Genomic DNA, 24,375 nt, shown 5'->3' with positions numbered 1-24,375 from the left:
TGTTTAAATGCGCAATTCCCGTAAGGGGCCGTTGAATGGCCTCTGGGTTTTCGCAGCCATTGCACCTGCCTCATAGCGGTTCTCGGTCCGGAAACGCCCAGTCGTCATTCATCGGCTTCACATAACAATGACCAGTGGAGTTCGCTATGTTGGACGTTCTGAACGATTTGCTGTGGGGCAAGATTCTGATTGCCCTGCTGATTACAGTGGGTGTCGGCTTTACCGTTGCCTCGCGGTTTGTACAGTTCCGCTATTTTGGCCGGATGTTCCGCATCCTTGGCGCCAGTCAGGCGTTCCAGCGTGACAAACACGGTCACCTCAGTTCCTTCCAGGCACTGGTCCTCTCGGTTGCCGGCCGGGTCGGTGGCGGCAACATCGCTGGTGTCGCCGTCGCCATCACCCTCGGCGGGCCAGGCGCGGTGTTCTGGATGTGGGTCGTCGGCCTGATGGGCATGGCCACCAGCTTCCTGGAATGTACCCTGGCGCAGACCTACAAACAGGCCGAGCCTGACGGTACCTACCGCGGCGGCCCGGCGCACTACATTGCCCGCGGCCTTGGCAAGAACTGGAAGTGGATGGCCGGCCTCTACTCCGCCCTGCTGCTGCTGACCTTCGGCTTCGGCTTCACCGCCCTGCAGTCCTACGCCGTTGCCACCTCGGTTGGTGACGCTTTCGGGGTTCCGGTCTACTACTCCGGTATTGCCCTGGCGCTGATCGTCGGCATGATCATCTTCGGTGGCGTCAAGCGGATCGCCCGGGTGGCGGAAGTGCTGGTGCCGATCATGGCCGTTGGTTACCTGTTCCTCACCGCCGTGGTGCTGGCGCTGCACGCTGAGCGTCTGCCGGACGTGATCATGCTGATCGTCAACAGCGCCTTCGGCCTGGAGCCGGCTGTCGGTGGTGGCATCGGTGCTGCGATCCTGATGGGTGTGAAGCGCGGCCTGTTCTCCAACGAAGCCGGCCTCGGCAGCGCCCCCAACGTCGCCGCCGTGGCCTACGTACCGCACCCGGCCAACCAGGGCGTAGTGCAGGCATTCTCGGTATTCATCGACACCATGATCATCTGCTCGTCCACCGCCTTCATCATCCTGCTGAGCGGCATCTACGACCCGGCCGGTGCCAGCGATGTGGGTGGCGTCGCCCTCACCCAGGCCGCCCTGGCGGATCACATTGGTGACTGGGGACGCAGCTTCGTGAGCGTTGCCCTGGTACTGTTCGGCTTCAGCACCATCCTCTACAACTACTACCTGGGTGAGAACAGCCTCAACTACTTCAGCACGGAAAACCAGAACCTGTTCAATGGCTTCCGTGTCGCCATCATCTGCCTGGTGTGCTGGGGCGCAACCACCGACCTGGGCACCGTGTTCGGCTTCGCCGACGTCACCATGGGCCTGCTGGCGCTGGTGAACCTGGTGGCCCTGATCGCGCTGTTCAAGAAAGGCCTGCGCATCCTCAAGGACTTCGACGGCCAGATCGCCGCCGGCATCAAGCAGCCAATCTTTGACGCCAAGCGCTTCAGCGATATGAACGTCGACGAAGCCGCCTGGGATCTGGAGCCGGAAGACATCCAGCGTCTCAAGGAATACAGCGACAAGTCCGCCACCAGCGGCAAACAGGCGCAAGCCTGACCGGGAGGCGGCCCACCACCGCGTGGGCCGCTCCCTTTTCCGTTTTCTCTCCCGTTTTCTACCCTGTGATCCCCGCGGATCACCGAAGCTACGAGTTCAGGCCCTATCATGACCAACCGCATTGAGCATGACCTGCTGGGGGACCTCGAAGTCCCCGCCGACGCCTGGTACGGCATCCAGACCCAGCGCGCCGTTGAGAACTTCGCCATCACCGGCGTTCCCATCAGCCACTTCCCGCCGTTCATTCGCGCCCTGGCGATGGTCAAATCCGCCGCCGCCCGGGCCAACCGGGATCTGGGCGTGCTGCCGGCCACCAAGGCCAATGCCATCATCGAGGCCTGCGACGACATCATCGCCGGTCGTCTGCACGATCAGTTTGTGGTGGATCTGATCCAGGGCGGAGCCGGCACCTCCACCAACATGAACGCCAATGAGGTGATCGCCAACCTGGCGCTGGAAAAGCTGGGGTATGCAAAAGGCGACTACCAGCACCTGCACCCCAACGACGACGTCAACCGCTCCCAGTCCACCAACGACGCCTACCCCACGGCGGTCTGCCTGGCGGTGCAGTTTGCCGCCGAACCGCTGGAGCAGGCGATCCTGCAGCTCAAGCAGCAGCTGGAACGCAAGGGCCGAGAGTTTGCCGACATCGTCAAGATGGGCCGCACCCAGTTGCAGGACGCCGTACCCATGACCCTGGGCCAGGAGTTCGAAGCCTTTGCAGTGAACCTGGGAGAGGACATTGACCGCCTGCACGAAGCCAGCCGTCTGCTGTGCGAAGTGAACCTGGGGGGCACCGCCATTGGTACCGGCATCAACACCCACCCGGACTACAAGACCCTGGCGGTGAAGTACCTGGCGGAGATTTCCGGCAAACCGATCGTGTCGGCCAGTAACCTGGTGGAGGCGTCCTCCGATATGGGCGCCTTTGTGCTGTTCTCCGGCATCCTCAAGCGCTTTGCCATCAAGCTCGGCAAGATGTGCAACGACCTGCGCCTGCTGTCCAGCGGTCCCCGCACCGGCCTGGGCGAGATCCTGTTGCCACCGCGGCAGCCGGGATCGTCGATCATGCCCGGCAAGGTCAACCCGGTGATCCCGGAAGCGGTCAACCAGACCGCCTATCAGGTGATTGCCAGCGACCTGGCCGTCACTCTGGCGGCCGAGGCCGGCCAGCTCCAGCTCAACGCCATGGAGCCGATGATCGTCTACAACCTGCTGAACTCCATGAAGATGCTGGAATCGGCCTGCACCATGCTGGATGAGCGCTGCATTCGCGATATCCGCGCCAATACCGAACAGTGCGCCGCCCACGTCAACAACAGCATCGGCATCATCACCGCGCTGGTGCCCCACATCGGCTACGCCAACTCCACCCGCATTGCCGCGGAAGCCCTGAACACAGGCAAGACCGTGCGGGAGCTGGTGCTGGAGGAAGCGCTGATGGACGAGGCCACGCTGGATCAGCTGCTCAGCCCGCGGTCCATGCTGGCGCCCGTGGCGGTGGCGTCGTGACAGCCCGGGTTCTGGTACTCTATACCGGGGGCACCATTGGTATGGTGCCGTCGGAACAGGGCTACGTGCCCTGCCCGGGGTTCGACGGTCGCCTGCGGGAAGAACTGGGCGAGCGCGCCGCGGAGCTGCCGGAGTACGACCTGGTCGAATTCGATCAGCTGATCGACAGCGCCAACCTGACGCCGGCGCACTGGACCCACATTGTCCAGATGCTGGAGAAGCGCTGGCACGAGTACGATGGCTTCGTGGTCCTCCACGGCACCGACACCATGGCCTACACCGCCAGTGCCCTGTCGTTCCTGCTGCGGGGCTGTGATCGCCCGGTGATCATCACCGGCTCCCAGATTCCGCTGTCCCAGCTTCGTAACGACGGTGTCGACAACCTGGTGACCGCCCTGCTGCTGGCGGCGGACCGGCGCATCACCGAAGTCTGCGTCTGCTTTAATGGCCGCCTGCTGCGGGGCAACCGGGCGCGGAAAGTCCGCACCAGCGGGTTTGATGCGTTCGACTCCCCCAACGCCCCCTGGCTGGGCCAGGTCGGCATCGACATTGAACTGCAGGAAGATCTGTTGTTGCCACCGGGCACACCGGATTTCCTGCAACCGGATTTCGACCCGGCCGCGGTGGTGATGCTGCCGGTCTTTCCCGGTATGCCAGCACGCTTGCTGGAAGCCGCCTGGAACGCCCCCGGCGTCCGGGGACTGGTGCTGCAGAGTTACGGTGTGGGCAACCCGCCGGATGCCGACGAGGCGTGGATGGCATCGCTGGAACGGGCCTGCAACCACGGCGTTACCGTGATCAACATCAGCCAGTGCCAGCAGGGCGCGGTGTGTCAGGGCGTCTACGCCACCGGAGCGGCACTGAACCGGCTGGGCGTGGTGGCCGGAGCGGACCTGACCCCGGAAGCAGCCTTTGCCAAGCTGCATGTGCTGCTGACCCAGCACCGGGAGCCCCAGTCCGTGCGCCAGGCGCTGGCGCAGGTGCTCTGTGGCGAGCAAAACTAGGAAACTCCCAGGTTTTCCGCCCAGGTGTGGTAGGCACTCTCTCCTTGCCCACCCACGTATTTTTCAAGCCACTCAATAAAGACCCGAATCTTCTGGGGCAGATACTCCCGCTCCGGGTACACCACCCACACACCAAACCCGGGCGGTCGATACGCCGGCGCCACTGGCACAATCTGCCCCCCGGCAAGCCAGTCCCGGGCAATAAAGTGCGGCACCTGAGTCAGCCCGGCCCCGGCCGCACACAGCTCGGCAAGGGCCTCGCCATCGTCCACCACAAACTGGCGCCCGGGGTCCAGCATCAGGGATTCCTCGTCACCCGGCACCATAACTGGCAGCACCCGACCAGTCTGCTGGAAACGGAACCGAACCCAGGGGTGGCGGCCAAAATCCGTTGCGGCAATGGTCCGGGTCGCGCCCAGGTAAGCCGGTGAGCCGCAGATCAGAAAGTCCACCGGGCTGAGCTGACGGGCAATCAACCCGGACTCCGCCAGGGTGCCGCTGCGTATGGAAACGTCGATGCCCTGCTCGATCATATCGACGTAGCTGTCATCGAACCGCACATCCAGCTCGATATCGGGGTAACGCTCGCGAAAACCCGATAGCATGGGCACCACATAACGACGGCCGTAGGACACCGGCACATTGACCCGCAACCGTCCCGACGGGCTGTCATTCTGTCGCCCCAGGTCCTTTTCACACTGGTCCAGTTCGCTCACCAACTGACGCACCGTCTTGGCGTAGTTCTGTCCCGCCACGGTGAGAGTCAGTTGGCGGGTGGTGCGGTGAAACAGCAACAGCCGCAGGTCTTCTTCCAGACGCGCGATCGCCTTGCTGACGGTTGACGGCGACAGCCCCTGCACGGCGGCCGCCGCTGCGAAACTGCCCCGGTCCACCACCGTCAGGAACAGGCGAATCAGATTTAGCTTATCCATTCGTGAAATTTCTTCACATCAGTTGCCATGATTGTGGCATTTAAGCACAGCCGGGGGCGCCATAGAATCCCGGGGAACTGGTCAGCAAAAGTCTGACTGACTACCCGTGCCCGCCCGTGACTCAAGGAGATTCCATGATTCATCGCTACCTGCTTCCTACCCTTCTCAAACGCACCCTGTTCGCGCTGTCACTCCTGCTGGTGGCTGCCTCAGCCCAGGCCGACAAGCGCATCGGCATTATTGTTTTTGACGGCGTACTGACCTCTGACATCACCGCCCCGATCGAGGTTTTCGGCATTGCCAGCAAGAAAGCCTGGTTCTCGGACTACGACGTCATCACCATCAACGTGGGTGACGGCGCCACCGTGACCTCGGAAGAAGGCCTGACCCTGGCCGTTGACGCCCATCTCAGCGACCGCCCCGAAGTGGACGTACTGCTGGTCCCCAGCAGCTACGACATGGACCCGCTGCTTGAGAACAAGGACCTGATCGGTTACATCCGCGAGCTGGAGCCCAAGATCGAATGGCTCGCCAGCAACTGCTCGGGCGCCTTCGTACTGGCGGAGGCCGGCGTACTGGACGGTAGAAAAGCCACCACCTGGGCCGGCGGAGAAGGCGATCTGGAAGACGATTATCCTGCGGTGGACGTGCAATACGACACCAACTACGTCATCGACGGCAACGTCATTACCTCCAATGGCAGCGTGGTGAGCTACGAAGCCGCCCTGGCGCTGCTGGCCCAGATGTCCTCGGAAGGCCGGGCTGACGAAGTACGTGCAGCATTGCAGATGCAACGGGTCTGGAAGTTGTGATGACGCTGGTCTGACCGGCGAATTGTCCAGACAAAACACTTCGTCACAGGGATACCTTGGCATCCCTGTGACGAATCCTGCAAAATCGGAGATCCGACCATTGTCCAAGCAAGGATCTCCGTCATGTCCGATCGCGCGGCCCATCCGCAGAAACTGCTGCTGTTCAGCCTGGTTGGAGAGCGCCCGTTTGCTCTCGGGACGCTGAAGGTTCGCGAGATCGTACCCTGCCAGCCGCTGACTCATCTTCCTCACAGCCACCCGGCGGTGATCGGCACCATGAGTTTTCGCGGTCGCGCGGTTCCAGTAGTGGATATGGCCGCTGCGGTAGGCTACCCGCCGCTAAACGAAACCGAGCGCCAGCAAGGCTCCATCATCGTCACCGACGTTCAGCGCACAGAGATGGGCTTTCTGGTCCGTAAAGTCTCCAATATCATCGAAATTGACTGGAAGGAAGTGCGTTCGGCGCCCAAGGGGCTGGGCAGCCAGGCCTTTGTGGCCGGCCTGCTGGAACGCGATGGCAAGCTGGTGCAGTTGCTGGATCTGGAACTGCTGCTGGCGAAGATCTACCCGGCCTCGGCGGAGGGTGAAGAGGTCAACCTGACGGATGTCCAGAGCGAGCAGCTCAAAACCCTTCACATTCTCATCGTCGATGACTCCAAGGTCGCCCGTAAGCAGCTGTCTGACGTGCTCGACCAGCACGACATCTCCTACCAGGTGGCAACCAACGGTCAGGATGCCCTGCAGATGGTGATGAGCGCCAACGAGGGCAAGCCGGTGGATGTGCTGGTCAGCGATATCGAAATGCCGGAGATGGACGGTTACGAACTGACGTTCAACATCCGCGACAACCAATCACTCAATCAGCCCTATGTCATTCTGCACAGTTCCCTGAACAGTGAAATGAGCGTGAGCTACGCCCGCCAGGTCGGTGCCGATGAGGCATTGACCAAGTTCGATGCCGGAGAGCTGTTGATGGGCATCCTGCGCGGTATAAAACATCAGTGATCGACCACCCACTACCATCGATTAACGAATACAAGGACCGTACCCATGTCTTCCCAGAACAGCATTGCCACCGAGTTGCAGCGCCTGCAGGACATCATCCTCGATGAAGAGGCAAGCTTCAGCGGCACCGAAATGGTCAGTAATCTGGAGGCCTTGCTGGGCCAGGTGGACCAGCCCCAGGGCCCCATCGCCGGGCAGATCCTGAACCTGCTGTCGCTGGTGCAGAACAAGCGCGGCGACACCGATGAAGTACTGAAACACGGCGAAGCCTGCGTCACCATTGACCAACGAACACCGTTCCTCAATGACGAAAGCCGCTTCTATCTACACTACCGCCTGAGCTGTGCGCTGGAAGAAGACGACCAACCGGAACGGGCGATGATGTACCTGAACCTGGTTCTGCAGAACCCCGTCGCCGTCACCCTGGATGACGATCAACACCGGACCCTGGTGGAAAGCCTGGCCCGCCTGCTGCACGAGGCCGCTCATTTCGAGGAAGCCCTGGCGCTCAACACCAACCTGCTCGATCAGGCCGAGACCGCCGGCGAAACCAACCTGCGGGTGCTCAACAACCTGGCCCAGAACTGCTACGAACTGGGACGGCTGGAAGATGCGGAAAGTTACCTGCGTCAGCGGCTCGCTGCGGCCCAGGCTGCCGACGAGGAAGGCTTTGAAGACGCCTTTGACAGCCTGTTCCAGTTGGGCGTACTGAGCTTTGAAAGCGGCAACCCGGAGCAGGCCCGCCAGTTGTTTGAACAACGCCTGGCACTGGCCCGGAACCACGGTGATGAGTTCGATGTCAGCGAGGCTGAAGAAACCCTGGCGGAACTGGCAGAGCGCAGCTAGTGTCCCGTCTGGTTGATTCGCTCATCGGTTGCGCCGCCGATACCAGCGCTCGCATTCCAACACATTGACAACAGCGCCCCGCCCTCTGAATTCAGGGGGCGTTGGCCAGGCTGTTATCGTCGGTTTCGCCAGTCTCCGGGGTTCGGCGACTCAGCCCTACCATCATCGCCAGGACCAGCAGCAAGCCCGCAGACGCGGCATACGGCAAGACCGGCGACACTTCGTACGCCAGGGTACTGAGCAACGGCGTTACCACCATCGCCAGCCCCTGTACGGCGGTAACGGAACCAGCGGCGACGCCCTGCTCCCGGGCCGTTACCGAATTGGCCGCCAGGGTCTGGATCGCGGGAAACACCAGCCCCAGGCCCATGGCCATGACGCAGTAGCACACCACCAGGCCCACCACCGACGACAACAGCGACACCAGCGCAAACCCCACTGCCGCGATCAGTGCTCCCACACCGAGACAGAGCCTGGGTGATGCGCTGCCAAACCGGGACAGGGCGCCCTGCACCAGGATAAGGGTTACACCAACGGCGGTGATTGCCATGCCCGCCGCCCGGGCAGCCTCGTTGGCAGGCAACGCCAGGCGGTCCATGGCGAAGAATCCGACGGTCATCTGCGCGGTAATCACCCCACTCATGGCCAGCAGCATGCCCGCCAGCGGCAATCGCAGGCGGGGATCGGTCAGTCGCACCGGCGGTGAATCGCTGTGCTCATGGCGACCGTCCTTCGGCAGCACCCGCGCCAGCCAGATCATACCCAACAGCGGCAGCAGTGCTGCCACGTACAACGGCAAAACCAGGCTGTCCTGTACCAGCAACCCACCCAGCATGGGCCCCAACACCATGCCGAGGGCGTTGGCAGCCCCCAACCGGGCCATGATGCCACCCCGCTCCGCCGGCGCGGTGGTATCAGCCACCCGGGCAGCACTGACCGATGGCAGGGCAGCATAGAACGCGCCGACCAGGCCCCGGAACAGAATCATCACGCTGAGGGTCAACCAGGCTGCCGGCGGTTCGTCCAGCATAACGTCCAGACCCCAGGCCAGCAGCAGGTAACTGACCAGATACCCGGCAGCAGCCTGCAGCAGCACGGTTCTCCGGCCCCGACGATCGCTGCGCCGTCCCCAGACCCGGGCCATCAGCATCCACAGCACCCCCGAAGCGGTCACCACCAAACCACCGTGCCATTCCGACAGTTGCAGCTCGCGAATGATCGGGCCAATGACCGGGACGATGGCCATCATCGCGGTCAGGCAAAGGGTGTTAAACAGCAGAAGGGCGTTCAGTTCGGATCTGGCGGCAGTGCTCATGTCATGCTCTCCCTGGCAGTCTGGCGTCCAACAGGACCACCGAAAAGATAATGATACTCACTAACAACAATACTGTGTAGCGGAAGGTCAACCGGCGAACGGTTTTCTGAACGTCCGGTACTCTGCCTGTGCCCGATCAAGTGGTTGGGGCTTGAGGATCACAGTCTGTCCCGGCTGGCACTGGGCCAGTCGGCTACAGGCAAGTGGCGTCAGGGTACCCAGGCGCGGGTAGCCACCAATGGTCTGGCGATCATTCAGCAGTACGATCGGTTGGCCATCCGGCGGTACCTGCACCGCCCCAAGCGCAATACCTTCGGACACCAGATTGCCAACCTCGCTGTTAAGCACTGGACCAGCCAGGCGGATGCCCATCCGGTCAGAACGGCTGTCCACCGTCCACTCGGCGTTGAACGCATCAAACAGGCTGCGGCCACTGAATGCCCCAATCTGCGCGCCTGGCACCAGCCCCAACACCGCCGTCTGACGATAGTCCGGACGCTGCTCCCGTGGCACCTCGAGGACGCTGGGCGCCGGCGACTGAGCTGGGGTGCTTACCCTCAAGGCGTCACCCACCGCCAGTTGACGGCCCTCACCATCGTGGCCTCCCAGGGCTTCCCGTGCCACCCCGGCACGACTCCCCAGCACCGGTTCGGCATGGAAGCCACCGGCAACCGCCAGGTAGGCCCGCATCCCCTGCCGCGGGGCGGCAAAGCCCAGCACCTGACCGGGAGCCAACTGCAAGGTACGCCAGGGAGGCAACGCAACGCCGTCGATGGTGGCGCCAAGATCTGCACCACACAGCGCCAGGGTGAGATCCCGGGACGCCTGCAGCTGCAAGCCCCCGAAGGTCACCTCCAGCGCCGCTGCCCCCCAGGCATTACCCACAAGCTGATTGGCCCAGGCCCAGGCGTGGAGGTCCACCGCACCACCCTGGGTAATCCCCAGGTGACGCACGCCAAACCGACCGGCATCCTGCAACGATGCCAGCGGACCGGCCTTGATCACATCCAGCGCGACAACGGGTCCTGAACTCATGACGCCTCCAACGGGGTGGTATCACCTCCCAGACGCAGAAACTCCTCACGGCTGACGGGGACCATGCGTACTCGGTCGCCCACCTGCAAATAGCTCATCTCGTGGCGATGACGATCAAACAGGGTGACTGGCGTACGGCCCAGCAGATTCCAGCCTCCGGGCGACACCGCCGGGTAGGCCGAGGTCTGGCGTCCGGCAATGGCCACACTGCCCCGGGGTACCCTGGGGCGCGGGGTGGCCAGACGAGGCGCCTCCAGGCGCGGGTCCAGCGAGCCCATGAACGCAAACCCCGGCGCAAAGCCCAGGGCAAACACCCGGTAAGTGGTCTGGGTATGCAACGCCACCAACTGCTCCAGACCCAGAGCACGGGCGTCCGCCAGGGTGGGCAAATCCGGCCCGACCGACGGGTCATACCATACCGGCAGCTCCTTCTCTGAACCCGAGGCATCGGACTCGTCCGGCGCCAGCTCAGCCAGCACTGACTGCAGCCTGCGCTGGGCCTGATCCGGTGTCAGTATCAGTGGGTCGTACTGCACCAGCAGTGTGGTGTAGGACGGCACCAGATCCACCAACGCTGAACCAAAGGCCGATTCACACTGCCGGGCCAACGCTGTGACCCAGGGCAGGTTGGCCTCATCGATGGTGTCGAACAGACGCACCAGCCAGCCACCCAGGCCAGCATTCTCGATCCGGGGCGCGTTCATGGCTGGGCCATCCGCTGCCCAAGGGCCACACGGATAGCCCGGGCCGCCGCAATGGAGGCCTCGTTGTCGCCATGCACACACAAGGTATCTGCCTTCAGGGTCAGCGGCTGGCCATCCACCGACTGGATACTGCGGCCTTCGGCGAACCGCATCGCCTGGTCAACAATCACCGTTTGATCATGATGCACCGCCCCGTCGCGGGTCCTTGCCACCAGGCGACCATCGAGGTGATAGGCACGGTCGGCGAAGGCTTCAAACCACACCGCCAGACCATGATCCTGCGCCAGCGCTTGGGTTGTCTCCGGGTCGGGCGTGGCTGGCACCACCACGATCAGGGTTGGATCGAATGCCCGCACACCGCGCATGACCGCCGCCAGCAGCCGGTGATCCCGGGCCATGTCGTTATACAGGGCTCCATGCGGCTTGACGTAGCTCAGCGAAGCGCCCTCCGCCCGGCACATCGCCGCGAGGGCACCGATCTGGTACAGCACCAGATTTTCGACCTGCTCCGGGGTACACGCCATCGACCGCCGGCCAAAGCCGATCAGGTCCGGGTACGCCGGGTGGGCGCCGATACGGACACCGTGACGGACCGCCAGCTGGACAGTGGAACGCATGATGTCCTGATCGGACGCATGGAAGCCACAGGCAATGTTGGCCAGATCCAGCAAAGGCACCAGGGCCGGATCATTGCCCATGGTCCAGGCTCCCAGGCTCTCACCCACATCCGCGTTCAGTAGCAGTTGCGTCACAGTGTCTCGTCTCCTCGTTACCAGGCTGTCTCAGCAGCAGCCCTGTTGTTTGATCGCGGCCCAGTCCACCTTCGGCGCCTGGCGGCCGTGACGTCCCCGGTACGGTGCGTACTCCGGGGATTGCCAGCCTTGCAGCCGCTCCGGCGCCACCCGGTACACCTCAACCCCAAGGGGATTGCAGGTCTGCAACGGGTCCTGCGCGTTCTCCCCCCACAGGTCCACCGACAGGTCGCCTCCCGGGCAGCAGGACATGGCACACAGCACGTCGATTTCCGCGAAGAATTCCAGGTAGTCCCCCGGGCGCGCGGGGCAGGCCTTCATGAAGTACTGGTCGTCGCTGTTCAACCCGGTGCACTGGAAGATGTTCAACACATCGTGGACATCAAACTCCGTCAGTCCCCAGGGCTCAACCGCCCGTACCAGGTTGGAATGGCAGTGAAAATCAAAGTCCTCACCGGTCAGCAGGCGGTTGACGTAGGGATCACAGCGGGTACCGAGCAGGTCGTGAACCCGGCCACCTTCGTCGTCTACCCCATAGTTTGCCAGAGTATCGTCGATGATGGTGGCCATTGGCCGCAGGTAAGGCAGCGTCGACCACAACCGGTCGTAGGTGCTGATGTGGGCCCGCTGCAGCTGGCGGGTGCGGGACGCCCACATGCGCTCCCGCGGGTTATGCAGGCTCCACATGTTGAAATCCCCGACCTGCGGACCGTCGGTGATCCGTACCCGGAACACGTGGCCGGCCGGCACCGTCCAGGCCAGACCGTCCCGCATTGGCACGGTGTGGGTTGCCACCAGCTCGCGGTCGCCAGCGGCGGCAGTCAGGCCATCGTAGAACGTTTTATCGACATCCAGCACCGAACCTTTGGTGGCGCGGTAGGCAGCAGGTACATCAGACATGGCAGGATTCCTCCTTGTTGTAGCCGGAAACAGGATTGGGAGTCGCTGACCCGGACGGTTTGAATGCCGCCAACAGGCCATCGAACTGGCGGGCCTCGCGTTCGCCGTCAGTCAACAGACTGACCGCCACCACGGCCCAGAAAGAAAGAATGAAGCCAGGAACCACCTCGAACATGTCGAAGATCCCCACCGGACCACCGGTCAGTGGTTTCCACACGGCGACGGTGGCAGCCCCCACCACCAGGCCGGCAATCGCACCGTTGCGATTCATCCGGCGCCAGAACAGCGAGAGCAGGATGACCGGCCCAAAGGCTGCGCCAAACCCGCCCCAGGCGTAAGAAACCAGGTCAAGGATACTGCTGTTGCGATCCATGCCCATCACCGTCGCCAGCAGCGCCACCACAATCACACTGCCACGGCTGAGCCATACCAGCTCTTTCTGTTCTGCCTGAGGCCGGATCAGGCCACGGTAGATGTCTTCGGAAATGGCGCTTGAACACACCAGCAGCTGGGAATCGATGGTGCTCATGATCGCTGCCAGTACGCCGGCCAGCACGAATCCGGCAACCCAAGGGTTGAGCATGGTGTCAGCCAGCACAATGAACACCCGCTCGCTGTTCTCCAGCTCACCACCAAACCAGTAGTAACCCAGCGCTCCCACAGCCACTGCGGACGCCATGGTAATGGTGGACCACACCAAGGCGATTCGCCGGGACACCTTCACGTCCTCACGACGACGCAACGCCATGAACCGCACCACCACATGAGGCTGACCACAGTAGCCAATGGCCCAGCCCGCCAGGGAAATCATCCCCACCACCGTCAGGTCCTGAGTCAGGCCTGCCAACGGTGCGATGGCATCGGCATTCACTGCCGCTGTGTCGCCGTTGACCAGCGCCAGCAAGGTCATGATGGCAACAGAGAACAGCGCAGCGGCCATCATGATGCCCTGGATCAGGTCGGTCCACGATGCCGCCAGAAAGCCCCCCAGAAAGGTATACGACACGATCACCGCCGCCCCGAGCCAGAGCGCCAGGGTGTAATCGAGCTCAAACAGGCTCTCAAACAGTACCGCGCCCCCGACCAGGCCGGCAGACACGTAGAAGGTGAAAAACACCAGCATCACCACCGACGACACCGTGCGCAGAATGCGCTGGCTGTCGGCAAAACGGGCTTCCAGATAATCCGGTACGGTCAGGGCATTGCCGGCGGCCTCGGTGAACACCCGCAGGCGTTCGGCGATCAGCGACCAGTTGAGGTAAACCCCGACCAGGGTCCAGATCGCGATCCAGGCCTGGGAAAAGCCACCGCTAAAGATCGCACCCGGCAATCCCATCAGCGCCCAGCCACTGAGATCGGAGGCACCAGCGCTCAGCGCTGCGACGCTCGGCGGCAGGTTGCGGCCACCCAGAATGTAGTCAGACAGGTCACGGGTATTACGGTAGAAGTAGACCCCGATCGCCAACATCATCAACAGATAGATCGCGAACGAGATCAGAACGGAGGTACTCATGGCTCACCTCTTGGAGTAGTTATTGTGGATGAGCAGGTTATCGGCAAGAAAAACTAATTAAAATTGACTAATATTGGCAAAATACATGAATCTGAGTCACCAATGGCCCGCCCAAGCTTCTCTTCACTGAAAACCTTTGAAATCGTCGCCCGTCTCGGCAGCCTGCGGGCCGCCGCCGAGGTACTGCACATCACCCAGTCCGCCGTCAGCCACCAGTTGCGGCGACTGGAGGAAACTCTGGATCTGCAACTGATTGAAAAACAGGGACGGGGCATTCGTCTGACGCCCAGGGGAGATCAACTGGCGGAAGGGTTACGTGCTGGCTTCGGTCAGATTGATGCGGCGCTGGACACCCTGGCCAGCGACCAGGCCCGGGAACGGTTGCGGGTCAGTTGCCTGCCCTCCATTGCGGTGCGCTGGCTGATCCCCCGCTTGAACCGCTTTCGCAGCCAGCATCCGGAAGTCGCCATCAGTTTTCAGTACATCGACATCGCCAGCAGTGAGGTGCCGCCGGACATCGACGTCCAGATCACCTGGTTTGACGGCGATCCCCGCGGTCGTTGCGACCGTACCCTGCTGTTTGCCGGGGACACCGTGCCGGTGGCCAGCCCCCATTACCTGCAGACCGTCCAGGCCATCACCCAACCCCGGGATCTACTGCGCCTGGAACTGCTCCACGACGAAACCCGGGACCCATGGCGTTACTGGTTCCACAGCCAGGGCCTGAACCCAAGCCACCTGGACCAGGGGCTGCTGTACCAGGACTTCAACCTGCTCAGTTCGGCCGCCATCGCCGGCCAGGGCGTGGCACTGTGCCCACCCCGGCTGATCGAGACCGAGCTGGCCCAGGGCACGCTGGAAGTGCTGTTCGGCACCCGCGCCAACACCACCCGGGCCTATTGGCTGTTCAGCCACCCGGCGCCACGGCCGGCGGTGCAGCAGTTCATCGACTGGCTGACCGTCGAGGCGGCGCAGCCAACGGTCAGTCGCTGAAAGCGTCCTCAAGCACAGCGCGGCTGATCTCCGGCGTCATGTCGCCCTGCTCGGACAGCGCCACCATGCCGTGAGCCTCGAGGGCCGAAACCACATCACCGATCTGATGCGCCTGAACCCCGTACTGGCTCAGCCTCGTTTTCACCCCCAGGGACTCAAAGAAAGCGCGGGTTTTGGCAATCGCCTGGTCAATCCGCTCCTCCTCGCTCCCCGAAGAGATGTCCCAGACCCGCTCGGCAAACTGCAGCAACTTCTCACGCTTCTGGTTTTTACGGGCCTTCCACACCGACGGCAGCACAATTGCCAGACTCTGGCCGTGGTCGATGCCAAACAGCGCCGTCAGTTCATGGCCGATCATGTGCGTGCTCCAGTCCTGGGGTACGCCGGCACCGATGAAGCCGTTCAACGCCCAGGTCGCAGCCCACACCAGGTTGGCACGGGCTTCATAATTCTCCGGCTCCGCCAGGGTGATCGGGCCGACCTCGATCAAGGTCTTTAGAATGCCCTCGGCGGTACGATCCTGAATACGAGCGTTGGCGGGATATGTCACGTACTGTTCAACAACGTGTACGAACGCGTCCACCACACCATTCGCCACCTGGCGCTGCGGCAGGGTGAAGGTCAACGTCGGATCAAGTACCGAGAAGGCAGGAAACAGCAGCGGACTCATCACCGGCCATTTGCCTCCCTGATGAGACACTACGGCGCCCATATTCATTTCAGATCCGGTGGCCGGCAACGTCGCTACAGTGCCCAGAGGCAAAGCCTCAGTCACAGGAAGACCCGCAAAGCCGTGGCCCAGCAGGTCGGCCGCGTTACCATCATACGGCGCCGCGGCGGCAACAAACTTGGTGCCATCCATCACCGAACCACCACCGACCGCCAGCAGGAAGTCGATGCGCTCCTGTCGAACCAGCTCCACCGCCCGCATCAGCGTATCGAATTGAGGGTTCGGCTCAATGCCAGCAAATTCGAAGACCGCCCGCTCCCCCAGGTTCGCCAACACCCGTTCCAGGGTGCCATTACGCTTGACGCTGCCGCCACCGTAGAGCACCAGCACCCGTGCATCCGCAGCAATCAGTTGGTCCAGCTCAGCCAGACGATCCTTGCCAAATACGATCCGCGTTGGATTATGAAAATCAAAGTTCTGCATCACCTACTCTCCCACTAGTTTATAAGCAGTATGATACGTACGCCGACCGTTTCAGGAATGGGGAAAACCATCTCAGACATGCCTAATACGATCAAGAAAGATCTTTTTGGGCATTTATGATGGAGTGCTAGAATGGCGCGAAAAGACCACCTGGGAGCAAGCAACATGACACCATTGGCCGCCGTGCTGGAGCAACTGGCTGAAGGCGAGGGATACCATCCAACTATCCTTAATGGTGTTGGTATCTTTCGCAGCGAACGCTCAAATCAGCGGGAGCCGCTGTGCTACCGGCAGGGCCTCATCATCATGGCGCAGGGCACTAAACGGGTGTACCTGGAAGACCAGGTGTATGAGTACAACCCGGATAACTATCTGGTGCTGACGCTGCCGGTACCGGCCGACTGCGAGGCCATCACAGAACCAGGTCGCCCTCTGCTGTCCCTGGTGATCGACATTGATCTGACCATGCTGCATGAGATTGTCCGGGTCTTTGACGACTGTGGCCGCAACCCGGTTGCCGGTACCAGAGAACCGGAGCGTAGCCTGTTCGTATCCCCGGCTGGAGCCGATTTCCGAAGCTGCACCCTGCGCTTGGCCCGAGCCCTGCAGGACCCGGTCAAGGCCAAGGTACTTGGCCCCGGACTGGTGCGGGAGATTCTGCTGCATACCCTGCAGGGACCGGGCGGCTCGTCACTGATGGCGCTGGCCCGTCACAACACCAGCCTATCGAGACTGGAACCGGTGATGAAGTACATCCATACCCACTTCGCCAACGCCCTGGACGTGGAACAGCTCGCGGCCATGGCCAATATGAGTTCACCCACGTTTCACCGCAACTTCCGCAAAGTGACGTCGCTGTCACCGATTCAGTACATCAAACGCATTCGCCTGACCCGCGCCCGCGACCTGCTGCTGGATCAGCAGGTTCAGGTGGGCCAGGCGGCATCAGAAGTGGGCTATGAAAGCCCCAGCCAGTTCAGCCGGGAATTCAAACGGTTCTTCGGGCAGCCACCCAAGTCCATGGCCGGCGGCGCGAGCGTGCCGCCAGGGAACCACCACGCACCGGCACTCTGACGCCGAGGCCAAGAGCCCCAGAAAAGCTAAGTACAGCACAGCAGGTCATCGAACCAACCAGAGGGGGCACTAGCAAAATCGGGCATCTGGTCAATACTTGCACCATGTTCAACGCAACCCTGAGAAGGAACACCATACCTTTCGCTGTTGGGAGCACGGCCGGCTCTGGGGAGAGCTGGCCCTGACAGGGCAAACGCGATGCATCGATCACCAGACTTCCAAAGCCACCTGGAGTTGATCTATCAGGCCATTGGGTCGCCTGGGCGCTGGCAGGCGCTTATCGAAACGCTAAAGCTTGATATCAACGCTTCCATGGGGCTGTTCTCGCTTGAGGACAAGCATACCGGTAAACCGTTGCATATCTTATCGTCAGGATTCGATAACAGAGACCTTGAGACGTATAGCGAGCACTTTTATGACATGGATATCTGGAGCAAGCGGCTGCTTGAAATTGAACGGCCGCAGTTTGTTACATCAGATGAGATGATGAGCCTACGGGATTTCAAACGTACAGAGGTTTACAACGATTATGCCCGCCCACTGGACATTCACCACGCCATGGGCAACTACCTGATTACGGAAGGCAACGCGGTATTACGGGTCGCCTTCCAGAGAAGCCAGTCACAGGGCCCCTTCCAAACCGCAGAAACCGATCATCTCACGCAATTGCGACCCCACATCCGGCGAGCCATCACCATCCAGGGTGACCTGGACCGCAGTCACAGTTCAGAGCACCACCACAAGGCGTTGCTGGACAGCCTGGGTGATGCCGCACTGGTGCTGGACGTCCATGGCACCATTCTGTACCACAATGACGCCGCTGACAGGCTGGTCGGCAGTGGCTCGGACCTGGTTGCTGTTCGGGGCAGGTTGCGCCCCCGAAACCCGGACCTGAGGTCGCAGTTCGGCTTGGCACTCCGTGAAGTCACGCAGCAACTCCAGCCTGTTCGCTATGTTCACACCCCGGATTTCAGACTGATTCTTGAGCTCTCGCCGTTCCAGTGGCGCCAGAGCCTTCTGGGAGTCCCGATTGCGACCAGCATGTGCGCCCTGGTTAAGATCAAGGGCAGCCATCCTGCCCCCGCGGAGGCAATTCAGCGACTTCAGTTGGCCTTCGGCCTGAGTGGCCGGGAGGCCAACGTAGGCTATTGGCTTACCCATGGCTACACACCAGAGCGGATCGCGGAGCAGGAAAACCGGACCGTACACACGGTACGCTCACAGATAAAATCCATGACAAGGAAACTGCAGGCCACCGGACAAATGGAGCTCGCGCTGGTGCTGTCCCAGGTATTGAACTGACGAGTCACCTTCTGCAGTTGCCCTCCCTCCCCGCTGTATTCACCGCCCCGTATGACGACGCCCGGATCGATCCGGCGCTTCAGGATTTCACCCATATGGGTGAATCGCATCGACATGAACAACCGTTAATCTTGTTATCGAAGGAGTATGGACAGAAGTCGCAAAAAAGACCGTCAAAAGGATACCCTTACCATGTCTAGCATGACTCTCTCGCAGAAAACGCTCCCAATCCTGGCCACGCTGCTGGCCGCGGGCGCACTCCACGGATGCGGTGGATCATCAAACGATGACAGCAACACCAATCCTCCTGAGCCGGAGACACGAACTGGCATTTTTGTTGACAGCCCAGTGATCAATATTGGCTATCGCACCGACTCCCAGGCCGGTACCACCAATGAACTGGGCGAGTTCAAATACCTCGAAGGCGAGATGGTCACCTTCTTTATTGGCGACCTGGAATTTCCCACGGTACCCGCCAGTGCTGTCGTCACACCGCTGGATCTGGCCGGGACCAACGATACTCATAATCAGGCCGTGACCAATATGGTTCGACTGTTGCAGTCGCTGGACGAGGATGGAGATCCGGACAATGGCATTGCCATTCCGGAAGGGGCGGCGGCCAACAGCCTGGCCGTGGATTTTTCCGTCGACCCGGGGCAGTTTGTTTCTTTGGTGACCAACCTGGTGGCCAACTCCGGCTCCGCGACGACCTCCCTGGTCGCCGAGGTCGAAGCCCGTGACCATTTTGAGGAGCAACTGGTCAGCTACGGCGTTACCTTCGGCACCCTGGACGGCCTGTGGCGACTGGACTCCGATGGGGACGACCTGACCGCTGTGGCCTTTATGTCCGATGGCTACTACATCTTCACCAATTACAACTCTCAGCAACCCGATTCCGAGAACGGTATGGAGCAGGGTAACTATGCACTGGACTCAGGCACCGGCGAATTAACCACAACCCAGTTGTACGACCTGGACCCCGGTCGTGGCCTGTCCGAAGACATCGGCCATTTCGCCCGGGTCTATGGCGACAAGCTTCACCTGATATTTGATGATAATGGGGACGGCCTGGCCGACAGCTCGGAGACAGTCATTTTCACCAGAGTGACTTCGGATCAGGAGGTGGGGCTATGGGAAATGACGATGATAATCGGGGAAAATGTGACGGGGGATGACAAGGTAAACTTCATGTTCTTCAACGACGGACGCTATATCCACTCGGAATACGGCCCTGAAATAGAAGCCGAAGAGGCGGGAGTCGAACTGGGTAACTACACCATTGATCCGGTAACTGATCAGTTGTCCGTTTCAGCCCTGCTTGACAGGAACGATGGCCGGGGACTCTCGGCTCCCGGAGCTGAGCCGTTTCTGATGTTCGCGACAGTGGACGGAGACCAGCTGTCCCTGGTGCTGGACGACAACGAGAACGAGGTAATCGACGAAGACGACATCGCTTTGATCTTGTCCCGTCAGTAATCGTTTTGACCGGCCCCACCAGCCATGGCGGGGCCGTCGTGCATCAAAACCATACACCTGCGATAGGCGCTGTCGCCTTTGCCGAGCGGCCCCTAAACCCGATAGCGCTGAACCTCATCAGTCAGTTCGCCGGCGAGTGCTTTGAGCTGCTGGGTGGCGTGACCAGCCCGTTTAGTACCCTGAGCCGTCTGCTCGGAAATGGCCACGATCTCGTGCACGTTCTGGTTGATGGTCTCGGACACGCTGGTCTGTTCCTCGGCGGCGCTGGCAATCTGGGTGTTCATCTCGGTGATGGTGCCAACCGCCTGGGAGATGCGCTGCAGCGCCTCATTGACCTGCCGGGTTTCATCGGCGGTGGCCTCACTCTGCTCACTGATAGTGCCGATCAACTGCACGGCCCTGTCGGCGCCCTGTTGCAGCTGCTCGATGGTCGCCTGAATCTCCTGGGTGCTCTGTTGGGTGCGGCTGGCCAGGGTTCGCACCTCGTCCGCCACCACCGCGAACCCCCGCCCGCTTTCACCGGCGCGGGCGGCCTCAATGGCCGCGTTGAGCGCCAGCAGGTTGGTCTGGTCGGCAATGTCGCGGATCACTTCCAGTACATTGTCGATCTGGCGTGAGTCCTCGCCCAGCTTCCGGATCACCTGCACGCCCTCTTCCACTTGCCGGGACAGCCCGCCAATCACTTCAATGGCCTGATACAGCACGCCCTGGGCGTCCGACACCTGCACCGACGCATGGCCGGCAGCATCGGAGGCTTCCGCCGCATTGCCCGCAACCTGCTGCGCTGCCGCCGTCATTTCGTTCATCGCGGTGGCGACCTGGTCACTCTCGGACTGTTGACGGGCCACTCCCTGCTCCGCCTCCACCATGACGCCATTGAGCTCGCCAGCGGTCTCATTGAGCGTGTCGGTGGATGCCCGCACCCGACTGACCAGAGCCTGAACCTGATCGGCAAAGCTGTTGAACGCTTCCGCCAGCTGGCCCAATTCGTCACCACTGGCGACCTCCAGCCGCTGGGTCAGGTCGCCGTCACCGCTGGCGATGCCATTCATCGCGGCAACCGCAGACTTCATCGGTCGGATGATGCTTCGCACCACCACCAGTGCCAGGAATACGATGATCGCCAGCGCCACCAGCGAGGTGGTCACCGAGCCGAAGATCGCCTCTTCCAGCGAACTGCCAACCCGCGCCTCCATGCTGGCCACCTGGGCTTCCAGGCCATCAACCCAGAAACCGGTGCCAATCATGATGCCCCACTCCGGCAGCATCTCGGCGTATCCCAGCTTCGGCGCTACCTGACCACTGTCCGGGTGCTTCCAGCCGTAGGGCACGTAGCCACCGCCGCTACGGGCGACTTTGACCAGTTCACGAATCAGGTAGGTGCCGTTGGGGTCCTGGAAGTCCCACAGATTGCGGCCTTCCAGCGCCGGGTTGAGACCATGCATCACCGCTGTGCCACGGGTGTCATAGGCAAACAGGTAGCCATCACTGCCGGAGTCATCAAAGCGCAGCTGCCGCAGGATCTTCCAGGCCTGTTCACGGATTGCGGGGTCGCCCGCCGAGCCGGGCTCGTCGTAGAGGTGCTGGATGGAGGTCTTGGCCAGTTGGAGATAGTTGCGCAGCTCCTGCCGCTTGCTGGCCTCCATGTCTTCAGAGAAGCTGGTCACGGCCTGGTCGCCGATGGCGCGGGCCTGGTTCAGGTTGTAGCTGCTCAGCAGGCCGGTCAACAGGATGACGGGCACGAGTGCCAACACCAGCACCCGGGTCTGGATGGTCAGGTTCTTCATGGCGGCGATCTTTCCGTGGGAGTAGGGCTAAACCGGCGAGGCCGGTACCGGAGGAGCCCATCGGGGCTCCTCAGAAAAAAGATTAGCAACGCTACAGAAAAACGCGCCAAATAGTCATTGAGGAATCCCCGTAGCGGTTTACCGCAATCGACGGACCATGAACGCTAAACCATTCCCGCCCGGTGCCATGGCACCGGGCGGGGACTACTGAAACAGCACTGTTGCTGGAATCGCGGGTTCAGATCACGCCAAAGGCCAGCATGGCATCGGCCACCCGACAGAAGCCGGTGACGTTGGCGCCCAGAACGTAATCACCGGGCTGGCCATACTCGCGGGCGGTCTCGTCGCAGGAACGGTGGATGTCGATCATGATGTCCCGCAACCGCTGCTCACTGTACTCGAAGCTCCAGGAATCCCGGGACGCATTCTGCTGCATCTCCAGCGCACTGGTGGCGACGCCACCGGCGTTGGCGGCCTTGCCCGGGCCAAACAGCACACCGGCCTCGCGGAAGTTCCGTACCGCCTCCGGTGTGCACGGCATATTGGCACCTTCCACCACCGCCAGAACCCCGGACTGGACCAGCTGACGGGCAGCGGATTCGTCCAGCTCGTTCTGGGTCGCACACGGCAAGGCAACCTGACAGGGCACACTCCAGATTGAGCCACCCTCGACAAAATCGGTGCCACTGCGTTTGCGCTCGGCATAGAACCCGATACGGCCCCGCTCCACTTCCTTGATCTGGCGCAGCAACTCCAGGTCGATTCCCGCCGGATCGTAGACGTAACCGCTGGAGTCGGAACAGGCCACCACCCGGCCCCCCAGCTGGTGCACTTTCTCCATGGCGTAGATCGCCACATTACCCGAGCCGGACACCACCACCTGCTGCCCCTCGAGACTGCGCCCCTGGGTTGCCAGCATCTCTTCCGCAAAGTACACCGCCCCGTAGCCGGTGGCCTCCTTGCGCACACGGGCGCCCCCCCAGCCCAGGCCCTTGCCGGTGAGCACACCGGATTCATAGCGGTTGGTGATGCGCTTGTACTGGCCAAACAGGTAGCCCACTTCCCTCGCACCAACGCCGATGTCACCCGCCGGTACGTCGGTGTACTCCCCAATGTGGCGATAGAGCTCGGTCATGAAGGACTGGCAAAAGCGCATGATTTCATTGTCGGACCGTCCTTTGGGATCGAAGTCCGCCCCACCCTTGCCGCCACCGATAGGCAGGCCGGACAGGGCGTTCTTGAAGATCTGCTCGAAGCCCAGGAACTTGACCACTCCCAGGTTGACCGACGGATGGAATCTCAGGCCGCCCTTGTAGGGCCCCAGAGCGGAGTTGTACTCAACCCGGAACGCCCGGTTGATCTGCACAGTGCCCTGATCATCCACCCACGGCACCCGGAAGATGATCTGCCGCTCCGGCTCGCAGATGCGCTCCAGCAGCTTGGCCTCGGCGTACTCGGGGTGGCGGGCAATCACCGGGGCCAGGGTATCCAGCACCTCGGTCACGGCCTGATGAAACTCGGGCTCGGCCGGGTTGCGGCGAACAACATCTTCCCTCAGGGCCTCCAGGGCATGGGTGTTGTGCATGACATCTCCTTATCACGTTTATTGGCTGTGGATGTTTTTTTGACTGTGGATGGTTATTGGAATTTGGTTGTTTTCGGGCGCAAGGGGCCCGTCCGATTACTCAGGTCGGGTCACGCTGACGATCTTCAGATGCAGGATCTTGCCGCCACTCATCGGCCAGTCGATCCGATCACCCACTGACAGCCCCAACAATGCCGCACCGGCAGGCGCGAACACCGATACCTGGCCGGCGCCAGCGCCGGCCTGATGGGGGTATACCAGGGTCAGATCGTGGGACTGACCGTTGCCCTCGTTGACAAAACGCACCAGCGAATTCATCGCCACCACGCCCTCGGGCAACTGGTCCGCCGGTACCAGTTCCGCCCGTTCCAGTTCTTCGGCGAGGCCCTCCAGCACATCGGAGTCGCTGTCGTCCCGATCGAGCAAGGACATCAGGCGGTTGTAATCTTCTTCGGTCACCGTAATGGCAGGTAATTCAGACATAGCAATCCCTCAAACACGCAGGTTCGATAACAGGTGGATCAGCAATCGATTTGGGAAACCGATGCGGCAGTCAGCGCATCAGCCAGGCTGGAGGTTGTCGCCGAATCCGCAGCGACAACACGGATTCAGCGAAGGGAATGGCAGAGGGTCGGGCACCCGAAAAACCGGATCGCGGCGGCCCGGTTCTGGAGCAGATTGGTAACAGTCAAACGCTTACAAAACATCTTGATCAGGGTCCGCGATCCTTTGAATAGGACCCCCAGTGTTCAAGAAGCCGGGTGGCGGGTCAAGTAGCAAAGCGAACCTGTATCAATCTCACCGTTCTGAAGGTGATGCCGGAACACGATTCAGTTCGGCACCCTGGGCTGACCGGCGAAACAGTGTCTGCCGCGCCACCGCCCAGGCCTCACCGCGCCCGACAAGCAACAGCAGCGCCAGACCACCCGGCACCAGCACCAGCATTAACAGCGGACCGATGACATAGGCGTAGATCAGCAGATAGGGCACAAGCACCACCGCCATGGCCAGGCGTTTCAGGGATTCAAAAATCGACATGATGACCTC

The 24,375-nt window shown here is 61.6% G+C and carries 22 protein-coding genes; 10 read left to right on the top strand and 12 right to left on the bottom strand.

The window, feature by feature from the left end; genetic code table 11:
- Positions 1-146 precede the first annotated feature (146 nt).
- The 3 genes from J2887_RS06115 (at position 147) to J2887_RS06105 (ending at position 4,144) form a co-directional block, all read left to right on the top strand.
- Complete coding sequence (locus J2887_RS06115) at positions 147-1,628, top strand: alanine/glycine:cation symporter family protein (RefSeq protein WP_227175099.1); 1,482 nt, start codon at positions 147-149, stop codon at positions 1,626-1,628.
- A 108-nt stretch (positions 1,629-1,736) separates the two neighbouring features.
- The gene (locus J2887_RS06110) at positions 1,737-3,140 is read left to right on the top strand and encodes an aspartate ammonia-lyase (protein ID WP_227175097.1); all 1,404 of its coding nucleotides are present in this window, start codon (positions 1,737-1,739) and stop codon (positions 3,138-3,140) included.
- Positions 3,137-4,144, top strand: a complete 1,008-nt coding sequence (locus tag J2887_RS06105) for a type I asparaginase (protein ID WP_227175095.1) — start codon at positions 3,137-3,139, stop codon at positions 4,142-4,144. Before J2887_RS06110 ends, J2887_RS06105 begins: the two co-directional genes overlap by 4 nt.
- On the opposite strand, the gene J2887_RS06100 is transcribed toward J2887_RS06105, so the two are convergent.
- Positions 4,141-5,076 (bottom strand): LysR family transcriptional regulator, encoded by a 936-nt coding sequence (locus J2887_RS06100; protein ID WP_227175092.1) that lies wholly within the window; start codon positions 5,074-5,076, stop codon positions 4,141-4,143. The two genes, J2887_RS06105 and J2887_RS06100, sit on opposite strands and share 4 nt — an antisense overlap.
- 134 nt (positions 5,077-5,210) lie before the next feature.
- Here J2887_RS06100 and J2887_RS06095 point away from each other — a divergent pair, with 134 nt between their 5' ends.
- From J2887_RS06095 to J2887_RS06085, 3 genes are all read left to right on the top strand, one after another.
- Positions 5,211-5,888 carry a DJ-1/PfpI family protein gene (locus J2887_RS06095; RefSeq protein WP_227175088.1) on the top strand — a complete coding sequence of 226 codons (678 nt, stop codon included), beginning with the start codon at positions 5,211-5,213 and terminating at the stop codon, positions 5,886-5,888.
- A 123-nt stretch (positions 5,889-6,011) separates the two neighbouring features.
- Positions 6,012-6,893, top strand: a complete 882-nt coding sequence (locus J2887_RS06090) for a chemotaxis protein (protein ID WP_227175086.1) — start codon at positions 6,012-6,014, stop codon at positions 6,891-6,893.
- Positions 6,894-6,938: 45 nt separating this feature from the next.
- Positions 6,939-7,739, top strand: a complete 801-nt coding sequence (locus J2887_RS06085; RefSeq protein WP_227175084.1) for a tetratricopeptide repeat protein — start codon at positions 6,939-6,941, stop codon at positions 7,737-7,739.
- 91 nt (positions 7,740-7,830) lie between these two features.
- Here the strand turns inward: J2887_RS06085 and J2887_RS06080 are convergent, their stop codons facing one another.
- The 6 genes from J2887_RS06080 to putP all read right to left on the bottom strand — a co-directional run bounded on the left by J2887_RS06080 (position 7,831) and on the right by putP (position 13,958).
- On the bottom strand, positions 7,831-9,054 hold the full coding sequence (locus tag J2887_RS06080; protein ID WP_227175082.1) for an MFS transporter: 1,224 nt from the start codon (positions 9,052-9,054) through the stop codon (positions 7,831-7,833).
- Positions 9,055-9,141: 87 nt separating this feature from the next.
- A complete protein-coding gene (locus J2887_RS06075) occupies positions 9,142-10,089 on the bottom strand; it encodes a biotin-dependent carboxyltransferase family protein (RefSeq protein WP_227175079.1) in 948 nt (315 codons plus the stop codon).
- Complete coding sequence (pxpB, locus tag J2887_RS06070; RefSeq protein WP_227175077.1) at positions 10,086-10,793, bottom strand: 5-oxoprolinase subunit PxpB; 708 nt, start codon at positions 10,791-10,793, stop codon at positions 10,086-10,088. Before pxpB ends, J2887_RS06075 begins: the two co-directional genes overlap by 4 nt.
- On the bottom strand, positions 10,790-11,545 hold the full coding sequence (locus tag J2887_RS06065) for a 5-oxoprolinase subunit PxpA (RefSeq protein WP_228752843.1): 756 nt from the start codon (positions 11,543-11,545) through the stop codon (positions 10,790-10,792). The genes pxpB and J2887_RS06065 overlap by 4 nt, the downstream gene beginning before the upstream one ends.
- A gap of 30 nt (positions 11,546-11,575) precedes the next feature.
- Positions 11,576-12,445, bottom strand: a complete 870-nt coding sequence (locus J2887_RS06060; protein WP_227175074.1) for an urea carboxylase-associated family protein — start codon at positions 12,443-12,445, stop codon at positions 11,576-11,578.
- A complete protein-coding gene (putP, locus tag J2887_RS06055; RefSeq protein WP_227175062.1) occupies positions 12,438-13,958 on the bottom strand; it encodes a sodium/proline symporter PutP in 1,521 nt (506 codons plus the stop codon). The genes J2887_RS06060 and putP overlap by 8 nt, the downstream gene beginning before the upstream one ends.
- 102 nt (positions 13,959-14,060) lie before the next feature.
- Here putP and J2887_RS06050 point away from each other — a divergent pair, with 102 nt between their 5' ends.
- Complete coding sequence (locus tag J2887_RS06050) at positions 14,061-14,951, top strand: LysR substrate-binding domain-containing protein (RefSeq protein WP_227175060.1); 891 nt, start codon at positions 14,061-14,063, stop codon at positions 14,949-14,951.
- On the opposite strand, the gene J2887_RS06045 is transcribed toward J2887_RS06050, so the two are convergent.
- A complete protein-coding gene (locus J2887_RS06045) occupies positions 14,941-16,104 on the bottom strand; it encodes an iron-containing alcohol dehydrogenase (protein WP_227175058.1) in 1,164 nt (387 codons plus the stop codon). The genes J2887_RS06050 and J2887_RS06045 overlap by 11 nt on opposite strands.
- 132 nt (positions 16,105-16,236) lie before the next feature.
- On the opposite strand from J2887_RS06045, the gene J2887_RS06040 reads away from it, so the two are divergent.
- From J2887_RS06040 to J2887_RS06030, 3 genes are all read left to right on the top strand, one after another.
- Complete coding sequence (locus tag J2887_RS06040; protein WP_227175056.1) at positions 16,237-17,178, top strand: AraC family transcriptional regulator; 942 nt, start codon at positions 16,237-16,239, stop codon at positions 17,176-17,178.
- A gap of 234 nt (positions 17,179-17,412) precedes the next feature.
- On the top strand, positions 17,413-18,480 hold the full coding sequence (locus J2887_RS06035; protein ID WP_227175054.1) for a helix-turn-helix transcriptional regulator: 1,068 nt from the start codon (positions 17,413-17,415) through the stop codon (positions 18,478-18,480).
- Between the two features lie 147 nt (positions 18,481-18,627).
- Complete coding sequence (locus J2887_RS06030; protein ID WP_227175053.1) at positions 18,628-19,956, top strand: hypothetical protein; 1,329 nt, start codon at positions 18,628-18,630, stop codon at positions 19,954-19,956.
- Between the two features lie 92 nt (positions 19,957-20,048).
- Here J2887_RS06030 and J2887_RS06025 read toward each other — a convergent pair whose 3' ends face one another.
- From J2887_RS06025 to J2887_RS06010, 4 genes are all read right to left on the bottom strand, one after another.
- Positions 20,049-21,743 carry a methyl-accepting chemotaxis protein gene (locus J2887_RS06025; RefSeq protein ID WP_227175050.1) on the bottom strand — a complete coding sequence of 565 codons (1,695 nt, stop codon included), beginning with the start codon at positions 21,741-21,743 and terminating at the stop codon, positions 20,049-20,051.
- A gap of 238 nt (positions 21,744-21,981) precedes the next feature.
- The gene (gene gdhA, locus J2887_RS06020; RefSeq protein ID WP_227175049.1) at positions 21,982-23,328 is read right to left on the bottom strand and encodes an NADP-specific glutamate dehydrogenase; all 1,347 of its coding nucleotides are present in this window, start codon (positions 23,326-23,328) and stop codon (positions 21,982-21,984) included.
- A 96-nt stretch (positions 23,329-23,424) separates the two neighbouring features.
- On the bottom strand, positions 23,425-23,811 hold the full coding sequence (gene rnk / locus J2887_RS06015; RefSeq protein ID WP_227175047.1) for a nucleoside diphosphate kinase regulator: 387 nt from the start codon (positions 23,809-23,811) through the stop codon (positions 23,425-23,427).
- Between the two features lie 315 nt (positions 23,812-24,126).
- Positions 24,127-24,366: a hypothetical protein gene (locus J2887_RS06010; RefSeq protein ID WP_227175045.1), complete on the bottom strand. Its 240-nt coding sequence runs from the start codon at positions 24,364-24,366 to the stop codon at positions 24,127-24,129.
- Positions 24,367-24,375: the final 9 nt, after the last annotated feature.

This window comes from Marinobacter sp. CA1, assembly GCF_020546665.1.
In the GTDB taxonomy this organism is placed as follows: Bacteria; Pseudomonadota; Gammaproteobacteria; order Pseudomonadales; family Oleiphilaceae; genus Marinobacter; species Marinobacter xestospongiae.
This window is presented reverse-complemented; position numbering and strand designations above follow the sequence as displayed.

Coding starts and splice junctions, on each gene's coding strand:
- J2887_RS06050 (WP_227175060.1), top strand. CDS start 14,061: ATGGCCCGCCCAAGCTTCTCTTCACTGAAAACCTTTGAAATCGTCGCC.
- rnk (WP_227175047.1), bottom strand. CDS start 23,811: ATGTCTGAATTACCTGCCATTACGGTGACCGAAGAAGATTACAACCGC.
- putP (WP_227175062.1), bottom strand. CDS start 13,958: ATGAGTACCTCCGTTCTGATCTCGTTCGCGATCTATCTGTTGATGATG.
- J2887_RS06115 (WP_227175099.1), top strand. CDS start 147: ATGTTGGACGTTCTGAACGATTTGCTGTGGGGCAAGATTCTGATTGCC.
- J2887_RS06025 (WP_227175050.1), bottom strand. CDS start 21,743: ATGAAGAACCTGACCATCCAGACCCGGGTGCTGGTGTTGGCACTCGTG.
- J2887_RS06075 (WP_227175079.1), bottom strand. CDS start 10,089: ATGAGTTCAGGACCCGTTGTCGCGCTGGATGTGATCAAGGCCGGTCCG.
- J2887_RS06045 (WP_227175058.1), bottom strand. CDS start 16,104: ATGCAGAACTTTGATTTTCATAATCCAACGCGGATCGTATTTGGCAAG.
- J2887_RS06060 (WP_227175074.1), bottom strand. CDS start 12,445: ATGTCTGATGTACCTGCTGCCTACCGCGCCACCAAAGGTTCGGTGCTG.
- gdhA (WP_227175049.1), bottom strand. CDS start 23,328: ATGCACAACACCCATGCCCTGGAGGCCCTGAGGGAAGATGTTGTTCGC.
- J2887_RS06090 (WP_227175086.1), top strand. CDS start 6,012: ATGTCCGATCGCGCGGCCCATCCGCAGAAACTGCTGCTGTTCAGCCTG.
- J2887_RS06110 (WP_227175097.1), top strand. CDS start 1,737: ATGACCAACCGCATTGAGCATGACCTGCTGGGGGACCTCGAAGTCCCC.
- J2887_RS06010 (WP_227175045.1), bottom strand. CDS start 24,366: ATGTCGATTTTTGAATCCCTGAAACGCCTGGCCATGGCGGTGGTGCTT.
- J2887_RS06100 (WP_227175092.1), bottom strand. CDS start 5,076: ATGGATAAGCTAAATCTGATTCGCCTGTTCCTGACGGTGGTGGACCGG.
- J2887_RS06095 (WP_227175088.1), top strand. CDS start 5,211: ATGATTCATCGCTACCTGCTTCCTACCCTTCTCAAACGCACCCTGTTC.
- J2887_RS06030 (WP_227175053.1), top strand. CDS start 18,628: ATGGACAGAAGTCGCAAAAAAGACCGTCAAAAGGATACCCTTACCATG.
- J2887_RS06040 (WP_227175056.1), top strand. CDS start 16,237: ATGGCGCGAAAAGACCACCTGGGAGCAAGCAACATGACACCATTGGCC.
- J2887_RS06080 (WP_227175082.1), bottom strand. CDS start 9,054: ATGAGCACTGCCGCCAGATCCGAACTGAACGCCCTTCTGCTGTTTAAC.
- pxpB (WP_227175077.1), bottom strand. CDS start 10,793: ATGAACGCGCCCCGGATCGAGAATGCTGGCCTGGGTGGCTGGCTGGTG.
- J2887_RS06085 (WP_227175084.1), top strand. CDS start 6,939: ATGTCTTCCCAGAACAGCATTGCCACCGAGTTGCAGCGCCTGCAGGAC.